The sequence below is a fragment of the Arthrobacter sp. P1_C12_2 genome (genome assembly GCF_056406415.1).
On sequence record NZ_JBFUAF010000005.1, the window covers coordinates 202,837 to 222,548 of the forward strand.

A 19,712-nucleotide genomic window follows, 5' to 3' on the forward strand; every position below is an offset into this window, starting at 1 on the left:
GTCCCGGGCTGTTGCCGTGTTAATTCGATGCTGCTTCTTGCCTACTTCTTGGAGGCGGCGAGGAGATCGGCCGTGCCCCGGGCGTCGGCTGCGTCCACGTCGCGGAGCGAGATCCCGCGGGTTTCCTTCAGGAAGTACACCGCCACCATCGTGACCACACAGGCGCCGAGGAGATAGATGGCCACCGGGACGGAGGACTTGTACTGGCTCAGCAGGGCGACGGCGATGATCGGAGCCAGCGAACCGGCCACAATCGAGGTGACCTGGTAGCCCAGCGAGACACCGGAGTAGCGCATCCGGGTCGGGAACATTTCGGCCATGAGGGCCGGCTGACCGGCGTACATGAGCGAGTGGAACAGCAGACCGATGGTGATCGCAGCGAGGATGACGAAGTCGTTCTTGGTGTCCATCATCGGGAAGGCGAAGAAGCCCCAGGTGCCGCCGAGGACAGCGCCGGCCATGTAGACCGGTTTGCGGCCGACGTTGTCCGAGAGCTTGCCGACCATCGGGATCACGGCGAAGTGGACCAAGTGCGCGACCAACAGCAGGAGCAGGATCCGCGAGGTGTCCGTCTGGACGATGACCTTCAGGTAGGTAATGGAGAAGGTGACCACGAGGTAGTAGAGGATGTTCTCGGCGAAGCGCAAGCCCATCGCGGTGAAGACGCCGCGCGGGTAGCGGCGGAAGACCTCGGCCACGCCGTAGCCCTTGTTCTCAACGGCGACTTCCTTTTGGGCCTCCAGGAAGATGGGAGCGTCCTTGACCTTGGTGCGGATGTAGTAGCCGACCAGCACGATCACGGCGGAGAGCCAGAAGGCGACGCGCCAGCCCCAGCTGAGGAAGTCGGCGGAGGACAGCAGGGAGGACAGCGTAAACAGCACGGCGGTGGCGAGCAGGTTGCCGAGCGGGACGGCGGACTGCGGCCAGCTGGCCCAGAAGCCGCGGGACTTGCTGGGGCTGTGCTCTGCGACGAGGAGGACGGCGCCGCCCCATTCACCGCCGACGGCGAAGCCCTGGGCGAAGCGCAGGAAGACCAGCAGCGCCGGGGCCCAGTAGCCAATCTGCGCGAAGGTGGGGAGGCAGCCCATCGCGAAGGTCGAGGCGCCCACCAGGATGATGCTGACCTGGAGCAGCTGCTTGCGGCCGAACTTGTCGCCGAAGTGGCCGAAGACAATGCCGCCGATCGGGCGGGCGATGAAGCCGACTGCGTAGGTGAGGAACGCGGCGATGATGCCGTCCAGTTCCGTGCCCGAATTGGGGAAGAAGATCTTGCCGAAGACCAGGGTGGCGGCGGAGGCGTAGAGGAAGAATTCATACCACTCAACCACCGTGCCGGCCATGGAGGCCGTTACTACCTTCTTCAGGCCGGACGATTTGACGTCCGTTTCTTCAGCGCGCCTCGCGGCGTTTTCCGTACTCATGAGAACTCCTTCGGTGTCGCCTTCGACACCCCGTGGACCATTGGACTGAGGACGCCCGTGATGTAGGGCACATGGCGTCATTCTCCATGAGTATGGACGCTCCCGCCCTGAGCCTCAACGGCCATTAGTGCAGAGCGCATCTGCAAAAATGCACAACTCATCCGGCCTAGTGGCCGAAGAAGGTCTCCCGCAACTGGCCGCTGAGCTGGGCGATCTCGGTCAGGAAGCCGTCGTGGCCGATCGGTGCTTCAATGATGTGCAGTTCCGGGCTGCCCGGCAGGGCCTCGGCCAGCTGACGGGACTGGGCCGGGAAATACAGGCGGTCCGAGTCCACGGCCGCCACCAGGAACTCGGCGGTGGCCGGGGCCAGGGCCTCACCGAGGCTTCCGCGCCCCCGGCAGACATCGTGGCTCATGAGGGCTTCGGTAATGGCGATGTAGCTGTTCGCATCGAAGCGCCGGACCAGCTTGCTGCCCTGGTGGTCCAGGTAGCTTTCCACCTGGTAGCGCCCGCGTCCGGCCAGCGATCCGGCTTCCAGCGGCGCCTCGGACGCCTGGGCGTTCCGGCCGAACCGGCCCTCCAGTTCGGCCGCGGAGCGGTAGGTGATGTGCGCGATGCGGCGGGCGAGGGCGAGCCCTGCTTCGGGTTCCGGGCCGCCGTAGTAGTCTCCGCCGTTGAAGTGGGGGTCCTGGCGGATGGCCAGGGTCTGGGCCTGCGCGAAGGCAATCTGTTCGGCCGTGCTGCTGGCGCCGACGGAAATCACGGCGCAGCGCCGGACCCGGGCGGGGTACGTGACGGCCCATTCGAGGGCGCGCGCGCCGCCGAGCGAGCCGCCCAGCACGGCGTACCAGCTGCCGATGCCCAGGGCGTCGGCCAACCGCGCCTCGGCGGCGGCGGTGTCCCGCAGGGTGACGAGCGGGAAGCGCGATCCCCAGGGGCGCCCGTCGGGGGCCGGGGTGGAGGGTCCCGTGGAACCGTGGCAGCCGCCCAGGATGTTGATTGAAACGACGAAGTACTTGTCCGTGTCCACGGGAGCTCCGGGTCCGGCGAGCTGTTCCCACCAACCGGGCTCCCCGCTGTCGCCGCGGGTCACGTGTGTGTCGCCGGTCAGGGCGTGTTCAATGAGGACGRCGTTGGAGGCGTCCGGATTCAGGGTCCCCCACGTCTCGTAGGCCAGGACCACATCCGGCAGCGGTATCCCTGATTCGAGCTGCAGGTCACCGATCCTGACGTACTGGACGGTCCCGTCCGAATGGCGGGACGGCTTGGTTTCGGGAACACCTGTGCGGGTGACGGCAATCGTCATGTGAGGACCTAACTTTGCGCTTGCCTGCCGCCAGCTGACCGGCAGGCCAGGTCTTCACCCGGGGCACCCCGCCGCAAAAGGAGGGTTGCCGGCCAGCAAGCCGGGGCTGTCACTGGCACTCATGACCTGGTACGAGTCTACGAAACAGGGTGCGGAAATCACGAAGATTGTGACTTTCATGTGACACCTCGGCCTTCTGAGAGCACTGCGGCCGGCCGCCCCGTTCAAGGGAGACCGGCCGCCGGCCGTCCGGCTTACCGGCCGTCCTGCTTACCTAGGCGCCCTTGGCCGCGCGGAATCCGGCGTCGAGGTCCGCGAGGATGTCGTCGATGTGCTCCAGTCCCACCGAAAGCCGCACCAGCCCGGGGTTCACCCCGGCGATCGCCTGCTGTTCGGGCGAGAGCTGGCTGTGGGTGGTCGACGCCGGGTGGATCACCAGGGACCGGACGTCCCCGATGTTCGCGACGTGCGAGTGCAGTTCGAGGGCATCGACGAACCGCTTGCCGGCCTCCGCTCCCCCGGCGATGTTGAACGCCACGACGGCGCCGGTCCCCTTGGGTCCGTACTTGCGGCCGCGCTCGTACCAGGGGCTGGACGGCAGCCCGGCGTAGGCGACCGATTCGACGTCGTCCCTCGCCTCCAGCCAGTGCGCCACCTGGGTGGCGTTGGCCACATGGCGTTCGACGCGCAGGCTGAGCGTTTCGATGCCCTGGGCGATGAGGAAGGCGTTGAACGGGGACACGGCGGAGCCGAGGTCGCGCAGGAGCTGGACGCGGGCCTTGAGGATGTAGGAAAGGTTCGCGCCCAGAGCGCCGTCCGCTCCGAGGTCGCGGGCGTAGACCAGGCCGTTGTAGGTGGGGTCCGGGGTGTTGAAGCCGGGGAACCGCTCCGGGTCCTTGCCGAAGTCGAACTTGCCGGAGTCCACGATCACGCCGGCGATTGCGGCGCCGTGCCCGCCGAGGTACTTGGTGGCGGAATGGACCACGATGTCCGCGCCCCATTCGATCGGCCGGATCAGGTAGGGGGTGGAGAGCGTGTTGTCGACGATCAGCGGCACGCCGGCCTCGTGCGCCACGCGGGAGATGCCCTCGATGTCCAGCACGTCCTGGCGGGGGTTGGAGACCACTTCGCCGAAGAACAGCTTGGTGTTGGGCTGGACGGCCTCCCGCCACTGGTCCAGGTTGTCCGGGTCCGCAACAAAGGTCACGGAGATGCCGAACTTCTTCAGCGTGTGGGCGAGCAGGTTGTACGTTCCGCCGTAGAGGCTGGGGCTGGCCACCACGTGGTCCCCGGCCTCGGCGATGTTGAGGATCGCGAAGGTCTCGGCGGCCTGGCCGGAGCTGAGCAGCAGGGCAGCGAGGCCACCCTCCAGGCTGGCCACCCGCTGTTCGACGGCGTCCTGGGTGGGGTTGCCGATCCGGGTGTAGATGGGGGCGAGCTCGGCGAGCGCGAAGCGGTTCGCGGCGCTTTCGGCGCTGGGGAACACGAACGACGTCGTCTGGTAGATGGGCAGGGACCGCGCGCCGGTGGCGCTGTCCGGCTCCTGGCCGGCGTGGATCTGGCGGGTTTCAAAGGACCAGGCGTTGGACATTGATGCTCCTCAAGGGACTGGGCACAGCACCGGCCAGGGCTCTTCGGCCCGAACCGGGACAGGCGCCGCGCTTGCCCTCCGGCGGGCGCCGGACGGCCAGGTCTTCACCCGGGGCACCCCACCGCGATACGAGGGTTGCCGGCCAGCAAGCCGGGGCTGTGTGCTGGCACTCATGACCTGGCTTCAGTGTAGGAATGGCGGCGGAGCCCTGGATAGCTTTGTGACGAAGATGAAGACGGTTGCCGTGGCGGCGCCTCCCGGGACGCCGCGCCCGCCGCGCCGGGACATCCCATGACGGTTAGGGGTGCCTAAGCTGAGAGGTCCATCACAAAGTGCCAAGATGATGGCATGCGCATGGATCACGTCTCTTACGCCTGTGAACACGATGGCTTGGCAGCCACCACTGAACGTATTGCGTCTGCCCTCGGCGTTGAAGCCGTGAAGGGTGGAGTGCACCCCCGTTTCGGGACACGCAACATGATTATCCCGCTCGCGGGACACAAGTACCTGGAAGTCGTGGAGGTCCTGAACCACCCGGCCTCAGACAAGGCCCCGTTCGGCCAGGCCGTCCGGGCGCGCTCGGAAGCCGGCGGCGGTTGGATGGGCTGGTGCGTCGAGGTTGACGATCTTGCTCCGTTCGAGGAGCGGCTCGGCCGCGCCGCAGTCAACGGCAACCGGAAGTTTCCCGACGGCCGCGAACTGGTCTGGAAGCAGATCGGCATTCTGGGGCTCATCGCCGACCCCCAGGTGCCGTACATGCTCAAGTGGGAGGGTGACCCGGAACTGCACCCGTCCAACGCCTACGCGAGCGATGTCAAGATGTCGGCACTGACCATTGCCGGTTCTGCAGCGCGCGTCACGGAGTGGCTGGGCGAACCGGTTGAAAAGCCGCTGGAAGACGTCGCCGTGAACTGGATCGCGCCGCACGGTACTCCCGGCATCCTTTCTGTCACCTTCGAGACCGCCTCCGGAGCGGTCACGATCTAACGCTCCACCTGCCCCACGCTTCGGCCGCCATCTCTTAGGTGCCAACGATGTCACCTAGGAGACGGCGGCCGAGATCATTTAAGGCCGGCCTAGGCGGGCCGGACCAGGAACTCAGCCCAGGAACTCAGCCAAGGCCCACGGCCTTGCCGAACAGGCTGAACCCCACGAACGCCACGGTGTCCAGGATGGCGTGCGCGATCACTAGCGGCATCACCCGTTTGGTCCGGATGTAGAACAGCGCGAAGATGACGCCCATTATCGCGTTGCCGATAAATGGGCCGAACCCCTGGTACAGGTGGTAGCTGCCGCGGAGCAGGGCGCTGGCGATGATTGCCGCCGGCACGCTCCAGCCCAGTTTCCCGAGCCTGTCCAGCAGGTACGCCACCACAATTACTTCCTCGACCACCGCGTGCCGGATCGCGGACAGGACCAGTACCGGCACGGTCCACCAGTACGCGTCCAGGGCGCTGGGGATGATCGACGTCGTGATCCCCAGCGCCCGGCCGGCGGCGTAGAGCCCGAGGGATGGAATGCCGATGAGTGCGGCGAGCCCCAGCCCCTGCAGGAGGTCCTTGCCGGGCCGGGCGAAGTCGAAGCCGATCTTATGGAACGCCGAGGTTCCGCGCTCTCCGGCCGGCCAGTGTTCGGTGAGGAAGTAGATCACGAGGGCCACCGGGACCAGGGCGAAGAAGATGTCCAGCATCTGGTAGGTGAGGTCGAAGTATTCGCGCGGGCTCTGCGAACGGTTCAGCGTGGATGTCCCCTGGGCCAGCGGTGCCGTGGTCATCTTGTCCAGCAACTGCACCAGGGAGTAGACCGCGGACTGCCCCAGAGACAACCCCAGGACAATCAACATTTCGAACCGCAGCCGACGGCGGGAGGGAACCAACATGTTTCTATCTTGCCTGCAGTTGCCGATAGTTTGCTGGTGCCCGGGGGCGCCGGCCGCGCCGGCACCCCCGGGTTTTTGGGAGCCCTATGCTTGGGGACTATGAGTGCGCCCCGGAAAATCATCATGATCCGGCACGGCCAGTCTGCCGCCAATGCCGACACCTCGATCTACAACCGTGTTCCGGACTACCGGATCCCGTTGACGCCGCTGGGCCTGGAGCAGGCCACCGCGGCCGGGGAGGAGGTCCGGCGCCAGCTGGACGGGCGCCCGGTGTGCGTCTACGTCTCCCCGTACCTGCGCGCCTACCAGACCCTGGAGGCGTTGAACCTCGGCCCGCTCGTGGAGCGGGTGATCGAGGAACCGCGCCTGCGCGAACAGGACTGGGCCAACTTTCAGATCGCCGGCGACATTGAGGACCAGAAGGAGCTCCGCAACGCGTACGGGCACTTCTTCTACCGCTTCCGCGAGGGCGAGTCCGGTTCCGATGTGTACGACCGGATTTCCTCCTTCATGGAAACCCTGCACCGGCACTGGTCCAAGCCCAGCTATGCCCCGAACGCGCTGTTCGTGACGCACGGACTGACCATGCGGCTGTTCTGCATGCGCTGGTTCCACTGGTCGGTGGAATATTTCGAGTCCTTGAACAACCCGGAGAACGCCGAGGTCCGCACCCTGCTGCGCACCCCGCACGGGAAGTACGAGCTCGACAAGCCCTTCACGCAGTGGGAGAAGAGGCGCGTGGACGAGACAGTCCTCGATGCACCTCCCATGGTGTTCTAGCCGGCTGCAGCCGGATCAGCGAGCCGCCTGGCTAACGGACGGGCTGCGCTGCGCCGGCCCGCCACACCGCGTGCGTCAAGGGGATGCCGGGCCGGTAGGCCAGGTGCGTGGCGGAAGGCGCGTTGAGCAGGTGCAGGTCCGCGCGGTGCCCGACGGCGATCGAACCCACCGCGCGTTCGCCGTCGACGTCGTTTCCGGCCTCCCGCCCCAGGGCCAGCGCGCCGCCGTAAGTCGCGGCGCGCACCGCCTCATGGACGCTGAGCCGCATCTGCAGCACGGCGGTGGTGACGCAGAACGCCATGGAGCTCGTGTAGGACGTGCCGGGGTTGCAGTTGGACGCCAGCGCCAGCTGCACGCCGGCGTCGAGCAGTTCCCGGCCCGGGGCCAGCGGCTGCCGAGTGGAAAGATCACAGGCCGGCAGGCACGTGGCGACCGTGCCCCGCGTGCCGCTGCCGCCGGCGGCGTCCCAGCCGGACCAGCTGGTGGCGAGGGCATCGACGTCCGCGGCCGAGAGGTAGTTCACGTGGTCCACGCTCGCGGCGCCGAATTCGACGGCCAGCCGGACGCCGGGGCCCTCGCCGAGCTGGTTGCCGTGGACGCGCAGCCCCAGCCCGGCGTCCTTGCAGGCCTGCAGGACCCGGCGGGACTGGTCCTCGTTGAAAGCGCCCTGCTCGCAAAAGACGTCGGCCCAGCGGACGTAGGGCAGGACTGCGCTGAGCATCGGTCCGCAGACAAGCTCCGTGTACTCCTCCGCGTCCATCCCGGCGGGCACGAGGTGCGCGCCCAGGTAGGTCACCTCGTCCGCCACGGTGGAGGCGATGCGGGCGCTGCGGGCCTCGTTCTCGAGGTCCAGGCCGTAGCCTGTTTTGGTCTCCAGGTAGGTGGTGCCCTGCGAGACGGCCTCCGCGACGCGGCCCATCGCCAGCCGGGTCAGGTCGAAGTCGCTCGTGCTCCGGGTGGCGCCGGTGGTGACGGCGATCCCGCCGGCGCTGTAACTCTGCCCCGCCATCCGGGCCTCGAACTCGGCCGTGCGGTCCCCCGCGAAGATCAGGTGGGTGTGCGAATCGACCCAGCCCGGCAGGAGCGCCCGGCCGCCGGCGTCCACTCTTTCGTCCGCGGCCGGGGCGTCGGCTGCGGGACCGAGCCAGGAAATCCGTTCCCCCTCGATCACCACTGCCGCGTCGCGGAGGACGCGGTGTTCCGCGTCCTGGGTCATCAGTTCGGCGATGTTGGTGATGAGGGTACTCATGGATCCATTCTTCAGCGCCGGATGGACCAGCGGGTCGCGGCCAGCGCCTCCGCTGTCCGGGATGCCGGACTAGCGTCCCGAGCCGGGGGCACAGACGGGGCCAGCGCTGCGGACCCCTGACCGGCCAGGATCAGACCGGCGGCCAGCTCCGCGATGCCGGAGGAGGTCTGGAAGCCGTACCCGCCCTGACCGGCGAGCCAGAAGAATCCGGTGGCCTCGGCGTCGAACCCCATCACAGGGACGCCGTCGGCGGCCTCCGTCCGCAGCCCCGTCCAGGCCGTGCGGACGCCCCGGATCCCGAGCGTCGTGATCGTGTTGAGCCGGGCGATGAGCCGTTCGACGTCGCCGGAGTATGGCCGGGCGTCCTCGGGCCCGCTCGGCACGTGCTCGGCGGGCGAGATCAGGACCTGGCCGTTATCGGGCCGGAAGTAGAAGCTGTCATCGGCCGCCGCCACCATCGGGCAGGCCTCCGGGAGCGGATTCTCGACGTCGACGATCGCCGCGGTGCGCCGGTACGGCTGCAGGCCGAGCTTCTCGACGCCGCTGAGGACGGCGAGCTCGTCGGCCCAGGCACCGGCGGCGTTGACCACGACGGCGGACTGGAAGCCTTCCTGTCCGGCGCCCAGTTCCCAGCCGGTGCCGAGCCGCTGGGCCGAATGGACCCTGGCGCCGGTGATGATGTCCACACCTCCCGCCTCGGCACGGCGCCGGTGGTCCTCGAGCAGCACGGGGGCGTTGCAGGCGAAGGATCCGGTGTCCAGGCCAGCGGCGCTGAAGGAGTCCGGGACCAGGGCCGGGCAGAGGTCCAGGGCCTCGGCGTGGGTGATCGGGTGCATGTGGCCGCTGGCCTCCGCCCGGACGGTGGCCTCGTCACCGATCAGCATGAAGCTGCGCGGGGTGAGCACCGGCTCCGGACGTTCGGCGTCCTGGGCGGCGATGAGGTCCAGCGTCCGGACGGTCAGTTCCTGGACCACAGGCGGGCCGTAGCTGGGAATCAGTTGCCGGGCCGAGCGGGCTGAGGTGTGGTAGGCCAGGGTCTGCTCGGCTTCGATCAGGGCCACGCTGCAGTGCCCGGCCAGTGTGGAGGCAAGGGACAGGCCGGCGATACCGCCGCCGACAATTACGACATCGTAATGAGCTGACATGGTCCCATCCTTGCAGATTGTCCCGTCACGCCGCGCCGAAACCTGCGCCCGTGCGGCCGGCGTCGAGGTGAACTTCTCCGGAGAGCACTGGTCCGTGGGTGGAATCACTCTGGCGGACTCCGGTCAGAACGAATCGGTCTAAGCCGCACACGCCCCGACTCATTCCGGCGCCGGGGAGCCGGTAATGAGGTCGAGGATTCTTCGGAGTGAATCGGGCCTGCCGGCCACTTCGATGTCCTCTTTGTCGGTGGTGAGCCGGATGGCCTGGAAGCCTTGATGGGTGATGTATTTCTGCTCCTTCCGGTCGATTTTCCGGGGCTCAGTGGACACCGTCGCCAGGGCGCTGAAGGTTGTGGGCCGGCCGGAGGGCTCGAGCGTGTCATAGACGGCCGGCTGGAACTTCATAACCGCTGTCCCCTCGAACGTGGCGACTCCCATATTCCAGATACCACTGAGGGATCCGGGACGTGAATCCGGCTCGCGGATGTAGACCAGGAGCGTGCCCTGGGAGTCGAGCCTGGCCGCGGCGTTGCGTTCCCGGCGTGCTTGGAAGTACCAGAGGACTGCCATGTAGACGGCCCACATCGCCGCGTTGGCGAGCACCCGTCCCAGCGGGTGACCCCAGCTGACGAAGAGGGCGATACCGGCGACCCACACAACTGCGGCTCCCAGTAGGACGACGAACTTGCGGTGAACAGCCATCCACTTCCTCATGCCGGTCATCGTCCGGGTCGGCTCAGCCACAGGAATCCGGCGGATACGACCAGAGGTATGGCAGGCAAATGGATAAGATCAAATCTTCCCCACGTCGCCATCACAACAAGCACAAGGAGGCTCAGCGCCAGGACCAGCCAAAATACCAGTCTCATACCGTTGGATTTCAGTGGAAGGGCCAGGAGGCCACAGCCCCGCGGAACATCAAAGCCGGCAGCCTAAGGCCGCCGGCAGATCGATGTGATGTTGCGGCATACGCCGCAATTCCCCCAATGAACACCGTAGCTCCCTGGTTAGAAACGAGTGATGACACTCAATTTACGATCGGGGTTGTCCACTAACTAGGGGAGCCTGCTGGTCATTTTTGTGACAAAGAGTCGGCAAGTCTGTCACGTGCAACCTTCACGAGTCGCCGGGACGCACTCCATCACGACAGCGGGTCTGGTTTGGTCCCGGGGCGTTGAAGAGTCCAGTGGCTCACAGTGTTGTCGGCAATTGGCATCTCCACCATTCCGAGTTTGGCGGCGACCTTCTTGGAATCCTGGTTGGTTGGATCGACCGTCGCGGAGATTGACCGGAGCATGGAGATATTGAAGACGTGGGCGAGCATTTCCCGCCCGATTTCGCTTGCATAGCCTTTGCGCCAGAACTTCTGGTGGAAGACATAAGTCAGTTCATCGAAGTCCCGATCCGGCGCCCCGACTACGCCGCAGTAGCCCACAAAGGTGCCAATGGATCGTTCGAAGAAGGCTGAGGTGCCATGTCCACGTTTCGCACCGCTGGACATGTCCCTCGTGGCCGCGTGCCGGCCGGGAACATGCCCTTCCCTGGTCCGCACGACTGGACATGTCCCCTCGAGGCCGCGGGCCGGCCCGGGACATGCCCTTCGTTGGTCGTGGCCGTTGGACATAGTGGCATTATGTCCAGTCCTCGCTGCCGGAGCTGGGCATGTCCCGCGGACAAGCCACTGGCGGGAAGCCGGGATAAACGAGCAAGGCCGGGCCCCTGGAGTGAGGCCGGGCCCCGTGGAGCCCGGCCTCAGCGATCAGGCGGCGCCGGCTGCGGCGACAGCCGCGCGGCTGCGGACGAACGCCTGGACGCAGGCCTCGACGTCGTCCGTGCTGTGCGCAGCGGAGAGCTGGACGCGGATCCGGGCGGCGCCCTTGGGCACCACCGGGTAGCTGAACGCCGTGACGAAGACGCCGTTGTGGAGCATGGCGTCGGCCACCTTGGCCGCCATGACGGCGTCGCCGAACATCACCGGGACAATCGCGTGCTCGCCGGGGAGCAGGTCGAAGCCTTCCTCGCTCATGCGGTTGCGGAAGAGCTCAGCGTTCGCGAAGAGCTTGCCGCGCAGTTCACCGGAGTTTTCCACGAGGTCCAGGGCCTTGAGCGTGGCCGCGACGATCGCCGGGGCCAGCGAGTTGGAGAACAGGTAGGGGCGGGCCTTCTGGCGGAGCATCGCGATGACTTCACTGCGGCCGGAGACGTAGCCGCCGGACGCGCCGCCGAGGGCCTTGCCGAACGTGCCGGTGTAGATGTCCACGCGGTCCGAGACGCCGGCGTGTTCCGGCGTGCCGGCACCGGTGGCGCCCATGAAGCCCACCGCGTGGGAATCGTCCACCATGACCAAGGCGTCGTATTTTTCGGCGAGGTCGCAGATCGCCTCGAGCGGGGCCAGGAAGCCGTCCATCGAGAAGACGCCGTCCGTGACGATGATCTTGCGGCGGGCCGGGTTCTCCTGCGTGGTGGCCGCGATCAGCTTTGCCTCGAGGTCCGCCATGTCCTGGTTGGCGTAGCGGAAGCGCTGGGCCTTGCAGAGCCGGATGCCGTCAATGATGGAGGCGTGGTTCAGGGCGTCGGAGATGACGGCGTCTTCCGGGCCGAAGAGGGACTCGAACACGCCACCGTTGGCGTCGAAGCAGCTGGAGAACAGGATGGTGTCCTCGGTGCCGAGGAACGCCGAGACGCGCTGCTCCAAGGCCAGGTGCAGGTCCTGAGTGCCGCAGATGAAGCGCACGCTGGCCATGCCGAAGCCGCGCTCGTCCATCGCGGTCTTCGCCGCGGCGATGATGTCCGGGTGGTCGGCGAGGCCCAGATAGTTGTTGGCGCAGAAGTTCAGCACGTCGGCGCCGGATTCGCCGATCTGCCCGGCCTTGATCCGGTTGGCCTGCGGCGAGTCGATGTGCCGCTCGGTCTTGAACAGTCCGGCGCTGCGGATCTCATCGAGTTCGTGCTGCAGCTGGTCCTTGATGGCGGAATACATGGGTTGGCTCCTCAGCTGGTTGGATGCGGGGGCAATTCGTGCGGATCGGGAAGGGGGTGTCTGGCAGGGGCTTCTGAAACTGGCTGGCCTAGAAGACGGTCCAGTCGAGGACCACCTTGCCGCCGACGCCGGCGCGGGCCACCTCGAATCCCTTTTCCCAGTCGGTGGCCGGCAGCGTGTCCGTGACCACGGCCGAGATGTTCGCGTGCAGGGCCGGGCTGGAGGAGAGCATAGCGCTCATCGCGTACCACGTCTCGAACATTTCGCGGCCGTAGATGCCCTTCATGGTCAGCATGTGCGTGACCACCTTGCCCCAGTTGATGTCGATGGACTGGCTGGGCAGTCCCAGCATCGCGATCCGGCCGCCGTGGTTCATGTTGTCGATCATCTCAGGCAGCGCGGTGGGGTGTCCCGACATTTCCATGCCGATATCGAAGCCTTCGCGCATGCCGAGTTCGCGCTGGGCGTCCTTGACGCGCATCTTCGAGACGTCGATCGCGAGGTCGACGCCGAGCTGGCGGGCCAGTGCCAGCCGGGGCGCGGAGACGTCGGTGATCGCGATCTTGCGGGCGCCCGCGTGCCGTGCGACGGCGATCGCCATCAGGCCGATGGGTCCGGCCCCGGTGATCAGGACGTCCTCACCGACCAGCGGGAAGCTCAGGGCGGTGTGGACGGCGTTGCCGAAGGGGTCGAAGATCGCGCCGAGTTCCGGGGTGACGGAGGGATCCTGGTGGACCCAGACGTTGGTCTCGGGGATCACCACGTACTCGGCGAAGGCGCCGTCGCGCTGGACGCCGACGCTGACGGTGTTGATGCACATCTGCCGGCGGCCGGCGCGGCAGTTGCGGCAGATCCCGCAGACGATGTGGCCTTCGCCGGAGACCCGGTCCCCCACCTTGACGTCCAGGACGTCCTCGCCGGTCTCCACGACCTCGCCGTAGAACTCGTGGCCGGCGATCAGGGGGGCATTGATGATGCCCTGGGCCCAGGCGTCCCAGGCCTGGATGTGCAGGTCCGTGCCGCAGATGCCGGTGGTCATGACGCGGATCTTGACGTCGCCGGGGCCGGTCTTCGGCTCGGGACGGTCGACGAGCTCGAACCCTGCGTGGGCGCCGGCCTTGTAGAGAGCCTTCATGGGCCTTCCTAACTGTGCTTTTCGGTTTCTGCTCCGCGCGTTCTGTTCCGCTGCGTGGCACGGGCGTGTGGGACAACTCACCCCATTAGACCCACCAGAAAGCATTAGCACAACCGAATTTTTCTCAATCGACGAATTAGGAATTGCTGTTGCATAGAATGGCTGGCATGGAAATCCACCAGCTGGAGATGTTGCGCGAACTCGGAGCCCTGGGCAGCGTCAAGGCCGTCGCCGAAACCCTCCTCGTGACGCCGTCGGCCGTGTCCCAGCAATTGGCCGCCCTGCAGAAGACCGTAGAGGTGCCGCTGACCCGCAAGGAGGGCCGGAACCTGGTGCTCACCGAGGCCGGCCAGGTCCTGGCGGACGCCGGAGCCGCGGTGGTCAGTGCGATGGCGGATGCGAAGATGGCGATCGGCGCCTACCACGGCTCGCCGGTCGCGCCGGTGACGCTCAGCGGATTCCACAGTGCCGGGCAGGCGCTGTTCGCGCCGCTGGCCCGGCTCCTGGACGGCCCCGGCCAACCCCGGATCCTGCTCTCCGACGAGGACGTCGCGCAGCAGGATTTCCCGGCCCTGACGGCGCGCTATGACCTGGTCCTGGCGCACCGGATGGATCACAGCCCGCGCTGGCCCGAGGAACGCGTTGCCGTGATCCCGCTCGCGCACGAGCCGCTGGACGTGGCGCTGCCGGCCGGGCACCGGCTGGCCGGCCAGCGGGCGGTGACGGCTGACGACGTCGTGGGCGAACCCTGGGTGACGAGCCGCGCCGGCTACTCCCCCGCCGACGTGCTCTCCGCCGTCGCGGCGGTCTCCAGCCGCGAGCTGAACATCGTGCACCGCATCAACGACTACTCGACCGTGGCGGCGCTCGTGGCGGCCGGCGGCGTGATCGGCCTGCTGCCGCGGCACACCGCGCGGCCGGTGCTGAACCCGGACATTGTGCTGCGGCCGCTGGAGGGCATCAGCACCCGGCGCCGGATCGATGTCCTGGCCCGGCCGGAGAACCTTAAACGCACATCGGTCATGATGGTCTGCGAAGCGCTGCAGACCATCATGACCGATTTAGTGGGCGGCTAGGGCCTAGCCTTCGACGCCGAGGCGCTGGAGGATCAGCTCGCGGACGCGGCCGGCGTCGGCCTGCCCGCGGGTGGCCTTCATGACGCCGCCGACGATCGCGCCGATCGCCTGGACCTTGCCGCCGCGGATCTTGTCCGCGACGTCGGGCTGCGCGGCGAGGGCCGCGTCGATGGCTTCCAGGAGGGGTGCGTCGTCGGAGACCACGGCGAGGCCACGCTTCTCGACGATTTCCGCCGGGGTGCCCTCGCCGGCGAGCACGCCGTCCAGGACCTCGGAGGCCATCTTGTTGTTGATCTTGCCGTCCTCCACCATCTTGTTCAGTTCCACGATGGTGGCCGGTGCGACGCCGAGCTGGCCGGGATCGACGTCGGCGTTCTTGGCGCGTCCGACGATCTCGCCCATCCACCATTTGCGGGCCACGGTGGCCGTGGCGCCGGCGGCGATGGTTTCCTCGATCTCGTCCATGACGCCGGCGTTGACGACGTCGCGGAACTCCAGGTCCGAGTAGCCCCAGTCGGCCTGCAGGCGCTTGCGGCGCGCGGCCGGCGGCTCGGGCAGGGTGACGCGGAGTTCCTCGACCCATTCACGGGACGCGGTGATCGGAACCAGGTCAGGTTCCGGGAAGTAGCGGTAGTCGTCGGCGTCGGACTTGGCCCGGCCCGACGTCGTGGTCCGCGTGTCCTCGTGCCAGTGGCGGGTTTCCTGGGTGACCGGCTCGCCGGAGTCCAGCACGGCGGCGTGCCGCTGGATCTCGTAGCGGACGGCGTGTTCGACGGCGCGCAGCGAGTTGACGTTCTTGGTTTCCGAGCGGATGCCAAACCGTTCCCGGCCGTGCGGGCGGAGCGAGACGTTGGCGTCGCAGCGGACGTTGCCGCGTTCCATCTTGGCGTCGGAGACCCCGAGGTTCTTGACGATTTCGCGGACGGCTGCCACGTAGGCCTTGGCGAGCTCGGGCGCGCGGCTGCCGGCGCCCTCGATCGGCTTGGTGACGATCTCGACCAGCGGCACGCCGGAACGGTTGTAGTCCACCAGGGAGTAGTCCGCGCCCTGGATGCGGCCGGTGGCGCCGCCCATGTGGGTCAGCTTGCCGGCGTCCTCCTCCATGTGCGCGCGTTCGATCTCGACGCGGAACACGGTGCCGTCGGAGAGTTCGACGTCCAGGTAGCCGTCGTACGCGATGGGCTCGTCGTACTGGGAGGTCTGGAAGTTCTTCGGGGTGTCCGGGTAGAAGTAGTTCTTCCGGGCGAAGCGGCACTTCTCGGCGATCTTGCAGTTCAGCGCCAGGCCGATCTTGATCGAGGACTCGATCGCGGTCTTGTTCACCACCGGCAGCACGCCGGGCATGCCGAGGTCCACCTCGTTGACGTTGGTGTTCGGCTCGTCGCCGAAGACGTTCGGCGCGGAGGAGAACATCTTGGTCTTGGTGTTGAGCTCCACGTGGACCTCGAAACCCAGGACGGGATCGTACTTCTCCATCGCCTCTTCGAAGCTGAGGGTTGCGTCAGTCATTAGTGTGAACCTCCGTGGCTCGCGGGGGCGCCAGCAGCCGCCGGTGCGGAATCGGTCAGTGACGGAGCCGTCAATGAAGGGGCACGGTCCAGCAGCGGGCCGCCCCACTGCGCCTCGAGCAGGGATTCGAGGACCGCTCCGACGCGGTAGAGCCGGGCGTCCTGGCGGGCCGGGGCCAGCAGCTGGATGCCCACGGGCAGTCCGTCCTCGTCGGCCAGGCCGCCGGGCAGGGACAGGCCCGGGACGCCTGCCATGTTGGCCGGGATGGTGGCGACGTCGTTGAGGTACATCGCCAGCGGGTCGTTGAGCTTCTCGCCCAGCTTGAACGCCGTGGTCGGCGCCGTCGGGGAAATCAGCACGTCGGCTTTCTCGAAGGCGGCGTCGAAGTCGCGCTGGATCAGGGTGCGCACCTTCTGGGCCGAGCCGTAGTAGGCGTCGTAGTAGCCGGCGCTCAGGGCGTAGGTGCCCAGGATGATGCGGCGCTTGACCTCGTCGCCGAAGCCGGCGGCGCGGGTGGCGCCCATGACCCGTTCGATCGTCATGGGACCGTCCTTGGGCAGGACCCGCATGCCGTAGCGGACGCCGTCGAACTTAGCCAGGTTGGAGGACGCCTCGGAGGGCATGATCAGGTAGTAGGCGCCCAGGGCGTACTTGAAGTTGGGGCAGGAAACCTCGACGATCTCGGCGCCCGCGCCCTTGAGCAGCTCGAGGGATTCGTTGAAGCGGTTCTCGACGCCGGCCTGGTAGCCCTCGCCGTGGAGCTCCTTGATGATGCCGATCTTCATGCCCTCGACGTTGCCGGTCCGTGCCGCGGCCACGAGGTCCTCGAGCGGATCCGGCAGCGAGGTGGAGTCGCGGGGGTCGTGCCCGCCGATCACCTGGTGCAGCAGGGCCGAGTCGAGGACGGTGCGGGACACCGGGCCGATCTGGTCCAGCGAGGAGGCCATGGCGATGGCGCCGTAGCGGGAGACGCCGCCGTAGGTGGGCTTGACGCCGACCGTGCCGGTGACGGCGCCGGGCTGGCGGATGGACCCGCCGGTGTCGGTGCCGAGGGCCAGCGGGGCTTCGAAGGCCGCGACGGCGGCAGCGGAGCCGCCGCCGGAGCCGCCGGGGATGCGGTCAAGGTCCCACGGGTTGTGCGTGGGGCCGTAGGCGGAGTGTTCGGTGGAGGAGCCCATCGCGAACTCGTCGAGGTTCGTCTTGCCCAGAATCGGCATCTTGGCGGCGCGCAGGCGCTCGACGACGGTGGCGTCGTAGGGGCTGTGCCAGCCTTCGAGGATCTTCGAGCCGGCCGTGGTGGGCTGCCCGATTGTGACGATGAGGTCCTTGACGGCGATCGGCACGCCCGCGAGCACGTGCAGCTCTGCGGCGGCGGCACCGCCGGCGGCGCGGATCGCGTCAACTTCGGCGGCGACGGCGAGCGCCTCGTCGGCGTTGACGTGGAGGAAGGCGTGGACCTTGCCGTCGACGGCGGCGATGCGGTCCAGGTATGCCTGGGTGACCTCGACGGCGGTGATCTCGCGGGCTGCCAGCTTCTCGGCGAGTGTGGCGGCGGAGAGGCGGATCAGTTCGTTGTTCTCAGTCATGGTCTTAGTCCTCATCCAGGATTGCCGGGACCTTGAAACGGCCTTCGTACGCGTCGGGGGCACCGGAGAGGGATTGCTCGGCCGTAAACGTGTGGCCCACGACGTCCTCACGGAACACATTGGTCAGCGGAATCGGGTGGGACGTGGCCGGGACGTCATCACCGGCGGCTTCACTGACGGACTTCACTGAATCCACGATGACGGCGAGTTCGCCGGCCATCCTGTCCAGCTCTTCAGCACTCATCTCGATGTGCGCGAGTTGCGCGAGATGCGCGACGTCGTCGCGGTTGATCGCAGCCATGGATCTCCCCTGCAAAGTATGGATAATTTTCCGTCCCAGTCTACGTGGGTTGAACCGTGGTTACTGTCCGGCGCCTGGAACGACGACCACAAGCAACGCGGGGTCACTTACGGCCCATCCGGAGGTCCCGAATGGGCCGTAGTGACCCCGCGTTGCTTGGTGTTGTTGGGTTTGCTAGCCGATGCCGATGGCTCCGGTGAGGACTCCTACGCCGAGCATGACCAGGGAGATCACGGCCGTGCGCCAGAGGACCTTCTTGTGGTGGTCGCCCAGGTCCACCTTGGCGAGGGAGACCAGGAGCAGGATGGCCGGGACCAGGGGGCTCTGCAGATGGAAGGGCTGGCCGGTGATGGAAGCGCGAGCCATCTCGGCGGCGCTGACGCCGTAGTGGGCCGCCGTCTCGCTCAGGACCGGCAGGACGCCGAAGTAGAAGGCGTCGTTGCTCATGAAGAACGTCATCGGGATGCTCAGGACACCGGTGATGATGGCCATCAGCGGGCCCATGTCGGACGGAATGATCTGGACCAGCCATTCCGACATTGCCTTGACCATGCCCGTGCCGTTGAGGACGCCGGTCAGGACGGCGGCGGCCATGACCATGCTGACGACGGCGACGATCGATGGTGCGTGCGCGATCAGCTGGGCGCTCTGGTCCTTGACCTTGGGGAAGTTGACCAGCAGGGCGATGGCGGAGCCGACCATGAAGACGAACGGGAGCGGAACGACGTTGGCGACGAGCGTCACCATGACCGCGACCGTCAAGCCGAGGTTGAACCAGAACAGCTTGGGACGGAGGGTCTTGCGGTTGGGGTCCAGGGCGGTGTCGGCCATGGCGGAGTCGCGGTCGTCAACCAGGGAATCGGTGCGTTCCAGCACGGCAACGGAGGATCCCTCCGGGGCGAGCCCCGCGGGCGAGGCTCCGGGTCCCTTGCGGCCGCCGCGAGTGCCGGAACCGCCGGTCGCGCTGGAACCGGCTGTGCCGCCGTCGAACGATTCAGCTGTATCCGGGACGCCCCAGATCTCGGGAGCGGTGCTGCGGAGGCGGTTGCGTTCCTGCAGGCCGAGCATCCAGGAGAAGACCAGCACCACAATGAGTCCGGCGATGAGGGACGGGACCATGGGCACGAAGACATCGTTGACGTCGAGCTTCAGCGCGGAGGCGGCCCGGGCGGTGGGTCCGCCCCAGGGCAGGATGTTCATGGTGCCGTTGGCCAGGCCGGCCACGCAGGTCAGGACCACGGGGCTCATCTTGAGCCGCAGGTAGACCGGCAGCATGGCCGCGGTGGTGAGGATGAAGGTGGTGGAGCCGTCGCCGTCGAGCGAAACCGCTGCTGCGAGGATGGCCGTGCCGAGGACCACCTTGGCGGGGTCGTTACCGAGCTTGCGCAGGATGAACCGGACCAGGGGGTCGAAGAGCCCGACGTCGATCATCAACCCGAAGTAGATGATCGCGAACATCAGCAGCGCGGCCGTGGAGGTCATGGACTTCATGGAGTCCAGCACCATGGGGCCGATGCCGAGGCCCGCGCCGGCGAAAAGCCCGAAGACTGTGGGAACGATGATGAGCGCCAGTACGGGCGTCAACTTCTTCGTCATGATCAGCACCATGAATACCGCGATCATGGCGAATCCTAGTAATACCAGCACGGCCGGCTCCTTCTTCGTTGAATGACACCACTCCGATGTGATGCGCACTACAGACGTTAGAGTGGCGCCCGTCACGACTGGGCCTTTGGCTCAATTGATTGGCATAC

At 67.1% G+C, this 19,712-nt stretch carries 18 protein-coding genes and 2 riboswitches; of the genes, 4 read left to right on the top strand and 14 right to left on the bottom strand.

The annotated features are described in order from the left end of the window. Positions 1–41: 41 nt before the first annotated feature. The 3 genes from AC1DZQ_RS07970 to AC1DZQ_RS07980 all read right to left on the bottom strand — a co-directional run bounded on the left by AC1DZQ_RS07970 (position 42) and on the right by AC1DZQ_RS07980 (position 4,318). Complete coding sequence (locus tag AC1DZQ_RS07970) at positions 42–1,421, bottom strand: MFS transporter (protein WP_476963002.1); 1,380 nt, start codon at positions 1,419–1,421, stop codon at positions 42–44. 166 nt (positions 1,422–1,587) lie between these two features. Beyond that, on the bottom strand, positions 1,588–2,727 hold the full coding sequence (gene metX / locus AC1DZQ_RS07975; protein WP_476963003.1) for a homoserine O-acetyltransferase MetX: 1,140 nt from the start codon (positions 2,725–2,727) through the stop codon (positions 1,588–1,590). An 11-nt stretch (positions 2,728–2,738) separates the two neighbouring features. After that, positions 2,739–2,854, bottom strand: a riboswitch (SAM riboswitch). A gap of 147 nt (positions 2,855–3,001) precedes the next feature. Next, entirely contained in the window at positions 3,002–4,318 is a 1,317-nt protein-coding gene (locus AC1DZQ_RS07980) for a bifunctional o-acetylhomoserine/o-acetylserine sulfhydrylase (protein ID WP_476963004.1), read from the bottom strand. Positions 4,319–4,380: 62 nt separating this feature from the next. Beyond that, positions 4,381–4,496: riboswitch (SAM riboswitch) on the bottom strand. 170 nt (positions 4,497–4,666) lie between these two features. On the opposite strand from AC1DZQ_RS07980, the gene AC1DZQ_RS07985 reads away from it, so the two are divergent. Then, the gene (locus tag AC1DZQ_RS07985) at positions 4,667–5,305 is read left to right on the top strand and encodes a VOC family protein (protein ID WP_026266630.1); all 639 of its coding nucleotides are present in this window, start codon (positions 4,667–4,669) and stop codon (positions 5,303–5,305) included. 124 nt (positions 5,306–5,429) lie between these two features. Here the strand turns inward: AC1DZQ_RS07985 and AC1DZQ_RS07990 are convergent, their stop codons facing one another. Then, entirely contained in the window at positions 5,430–6,197 is a 768-nt protein-coding gene (locus AC1DZQ_RS07990) for a CPBP family intramembrane glutamic endopeptidase (protein WP_476963005.1), read from the bottom strand. Between the two features lie 99 nt (positions 6,198–6,296). Here AC1DZQ_RS07990 and AC1DZQ_RS07995 point away from each other — a divergent pair, with 99 nt between their 5' ends. Next, positions 6,297–6,977 (top strand): histidine phosphatase family protein, encoded by a 681-nt coding sequence (locus AC1DZQ_RS07995; RefSeq protein WP_476963006.1) that lies wholly within the window; start codon positions 6,297–6,299, stop codon positions 6,975–6,977. Between the two features lie 31 nt (positions 6,978–7,008). Here AC1DZQ_RS07995 and hutI read toward each other — a convergent pair whose 3' ends face one another. Together hutI and AC1DZQ_RS08005 are read right to left on the bottom strand one after the other, a co-directional pair. Continuing rightward, positions 7,009–8,226: an imidazolonepropionase gene (gene hutI, locus AC1DZQ_RS08000; RefSeq protein WP_476963007.1), complete on the bottom strand. Its 1,218-nt coding sequence runs from the start codon at positions 8,224–8,226 to the stop codon at positions 7,009–7,011. A gap of 11 nt (positions 8,227–8,237) precedes the next feature. Next, complete coding sequence (locus AC1DZQ_RS08005; RefSeq protein WP_476963008.1) at positions 8,238–9,371, bottom strand: NAD(P)/FAD-dependent oxidoreductase; 1,134 nt, start codon at positions 9,369–9,371, stop codon at positions 8,238–8,240. On the opposite strand from AC1DZQ_RS08005, the gene AC1DZQ_RS08010 reads away from it, so the two are divergent. Continuing rightward, positions 9,370–9,513: a hypothetical protein gene (locus AC1DZQ_RS08010; RefSeq protein WP_476963009.1), complete on the top strand. Its 144-nt coding sequence runs from the start codon at positions 9,370–9,372 to the stop codon at positions 9,511–9,513. The genes AC1DZQ_RS08005 and AC1DZQ_RS08010 overlap by 2 nt on opposite strands. A 17-nt stretch (positions 9,514–9,530) precedes the next feature. Here AC1DZQ_RS08010 and AC1DZQ_RS08015 read toward each other — a convergent pair whose 3' ends face one another. The 4 genes from AC1DZQ_RS08015 to tdh all read right to left on the bottom strand — a co-directional run bounded on the left by AC1DZQ_RS08015 (position 9,531) and on the right by tdh (position 13,486). Continuing rightward, positions 9,531–10,073: a hypothetical protein gene (locus AC1DZQ_RS08015; RefSeq protein ID WP_476963010.1), complete on the bottom strand. Its 543-nt coding sequence runs from the start codon at positions 10,071–10,073 to the stop codon at positions 9,531–9,533. Positions 10,074–10,512: 439 nt separating this feature from the next. Beyond that, positions 10,513–10,872 (bottom strand): GNAT family N-acetyltransferase, encoded by a 360-nt coding sequence (locus AC1DZQ_RS08020; protein ID WP_476963011.1) that lies wholly within the window; start codon positions 10,870–10,872, stop codon positions 10,513–10,515. Positions 10,873–11,130: 258 nt separating this feature from the next. Continuing rightward, positions 11,131–12,351, bottom strand: a complete 1,221-nt coding sequence (locus tag AC1DZQ_RS08025) for a glycine C-acetyltransferase (protein WP_476963012.1) — start codon at positions 12,349–12,351, stop codon at positions 11,131–11,133. A gap of 88 nt (positions 12,352–12,439) precedes the next feature. Next, a complete protein-coding gene (gene tdh / locus AC1DZQ_RS08030; protein ID WP_476963013.1) occupies positions 12,440–13,486 on the bottom strand; it encodes an L-threonine 3-dehydrogenase in 1,047 nt (348 codons plus the stop codon). 167 nt (positions 13,487–13,653) lie between these two features. Between tdh and AC1DZQ_RS08035 the strand changes: the two genes are divergently transcribed. Further along, entirely contained in the window at positions 13,654–14,562 is a 909-nt protein-coding gene (locus tag AC1DZQ_RS08035; protein ID WP_018774590.1) for a LysR family transcriptional regulator, read from the top strand. 3 nt (positions 14,563–14,565) lie between these two features. Here AC1DZQ_RS08035 and gatB read toward each other — a convergent pair whose 3' ends face one another. The 4 genes from gatB to AC1DZQ_RS08055 all read right to left on the bottom strand — a co-directional run bounded on the left by gatB (position 14,566) and on the right by AC1DZQ_RS08055 (position 19,653). Next, a complete protein-coding gene (gatB, locus tag AC1DZQ_RS08040) occupies positions 14,566–16,071 on the bottom strand; it encodes an Asp-tRNA(Asn)/Glu-tRNA(Gln) amidotransferase subunit GatB (RefSeq protein ID WP_476963014.1) in 1,506 nt (501 codons plus the stop codon). Further along, entirely contained in the window at positions 16,071–17,657 is a 1,587-nt protein-coding gene (gatA, locus tag AC1DZQ_RS08045) for an Asp-tRNA(Asn)/Glu-tRNA(Gln) amidotransferase subunit GatA (RefSeq protein ID WP_476963015.1), read from the bottom strand. The genes gatB and gatA overlap by 1 nt, the downstream gene beginning before the upstream one ends. A 4-nt stretch (positions 17,658–17,661) precedes the next feature. Then, positions 17,662–17,958 carry an Asp-tRNA(Asn)/Glu-tRNA(Gln) amidotransferase subunit GatC gene (gene gatC, locus AC1DZQ_RS08050; RefSeq protein ID WP_026537696.1) on the bottom strand — a complete coding sequence of 99 codons (297 nt, stop codon included), beginning with the start codon at positions 17,956–17,958 and terminating at the stop codon, positions 17,662–17,664. A gap of 174 nt (positions 17,959–18,132) precedes the next feature. After that, positions 18,133–19,653, bottom strand: a complete 1,521-nt coding sequence (locus AC1DZQ_RS08055; protein ID WP_476963016.1) for a CitMHS family transporter — start codon at positions 19,651–19,653, stop codon at positions 18,133–18,135. Positions 19,654–19,712 lie beyond the last annotated feature (59 nt).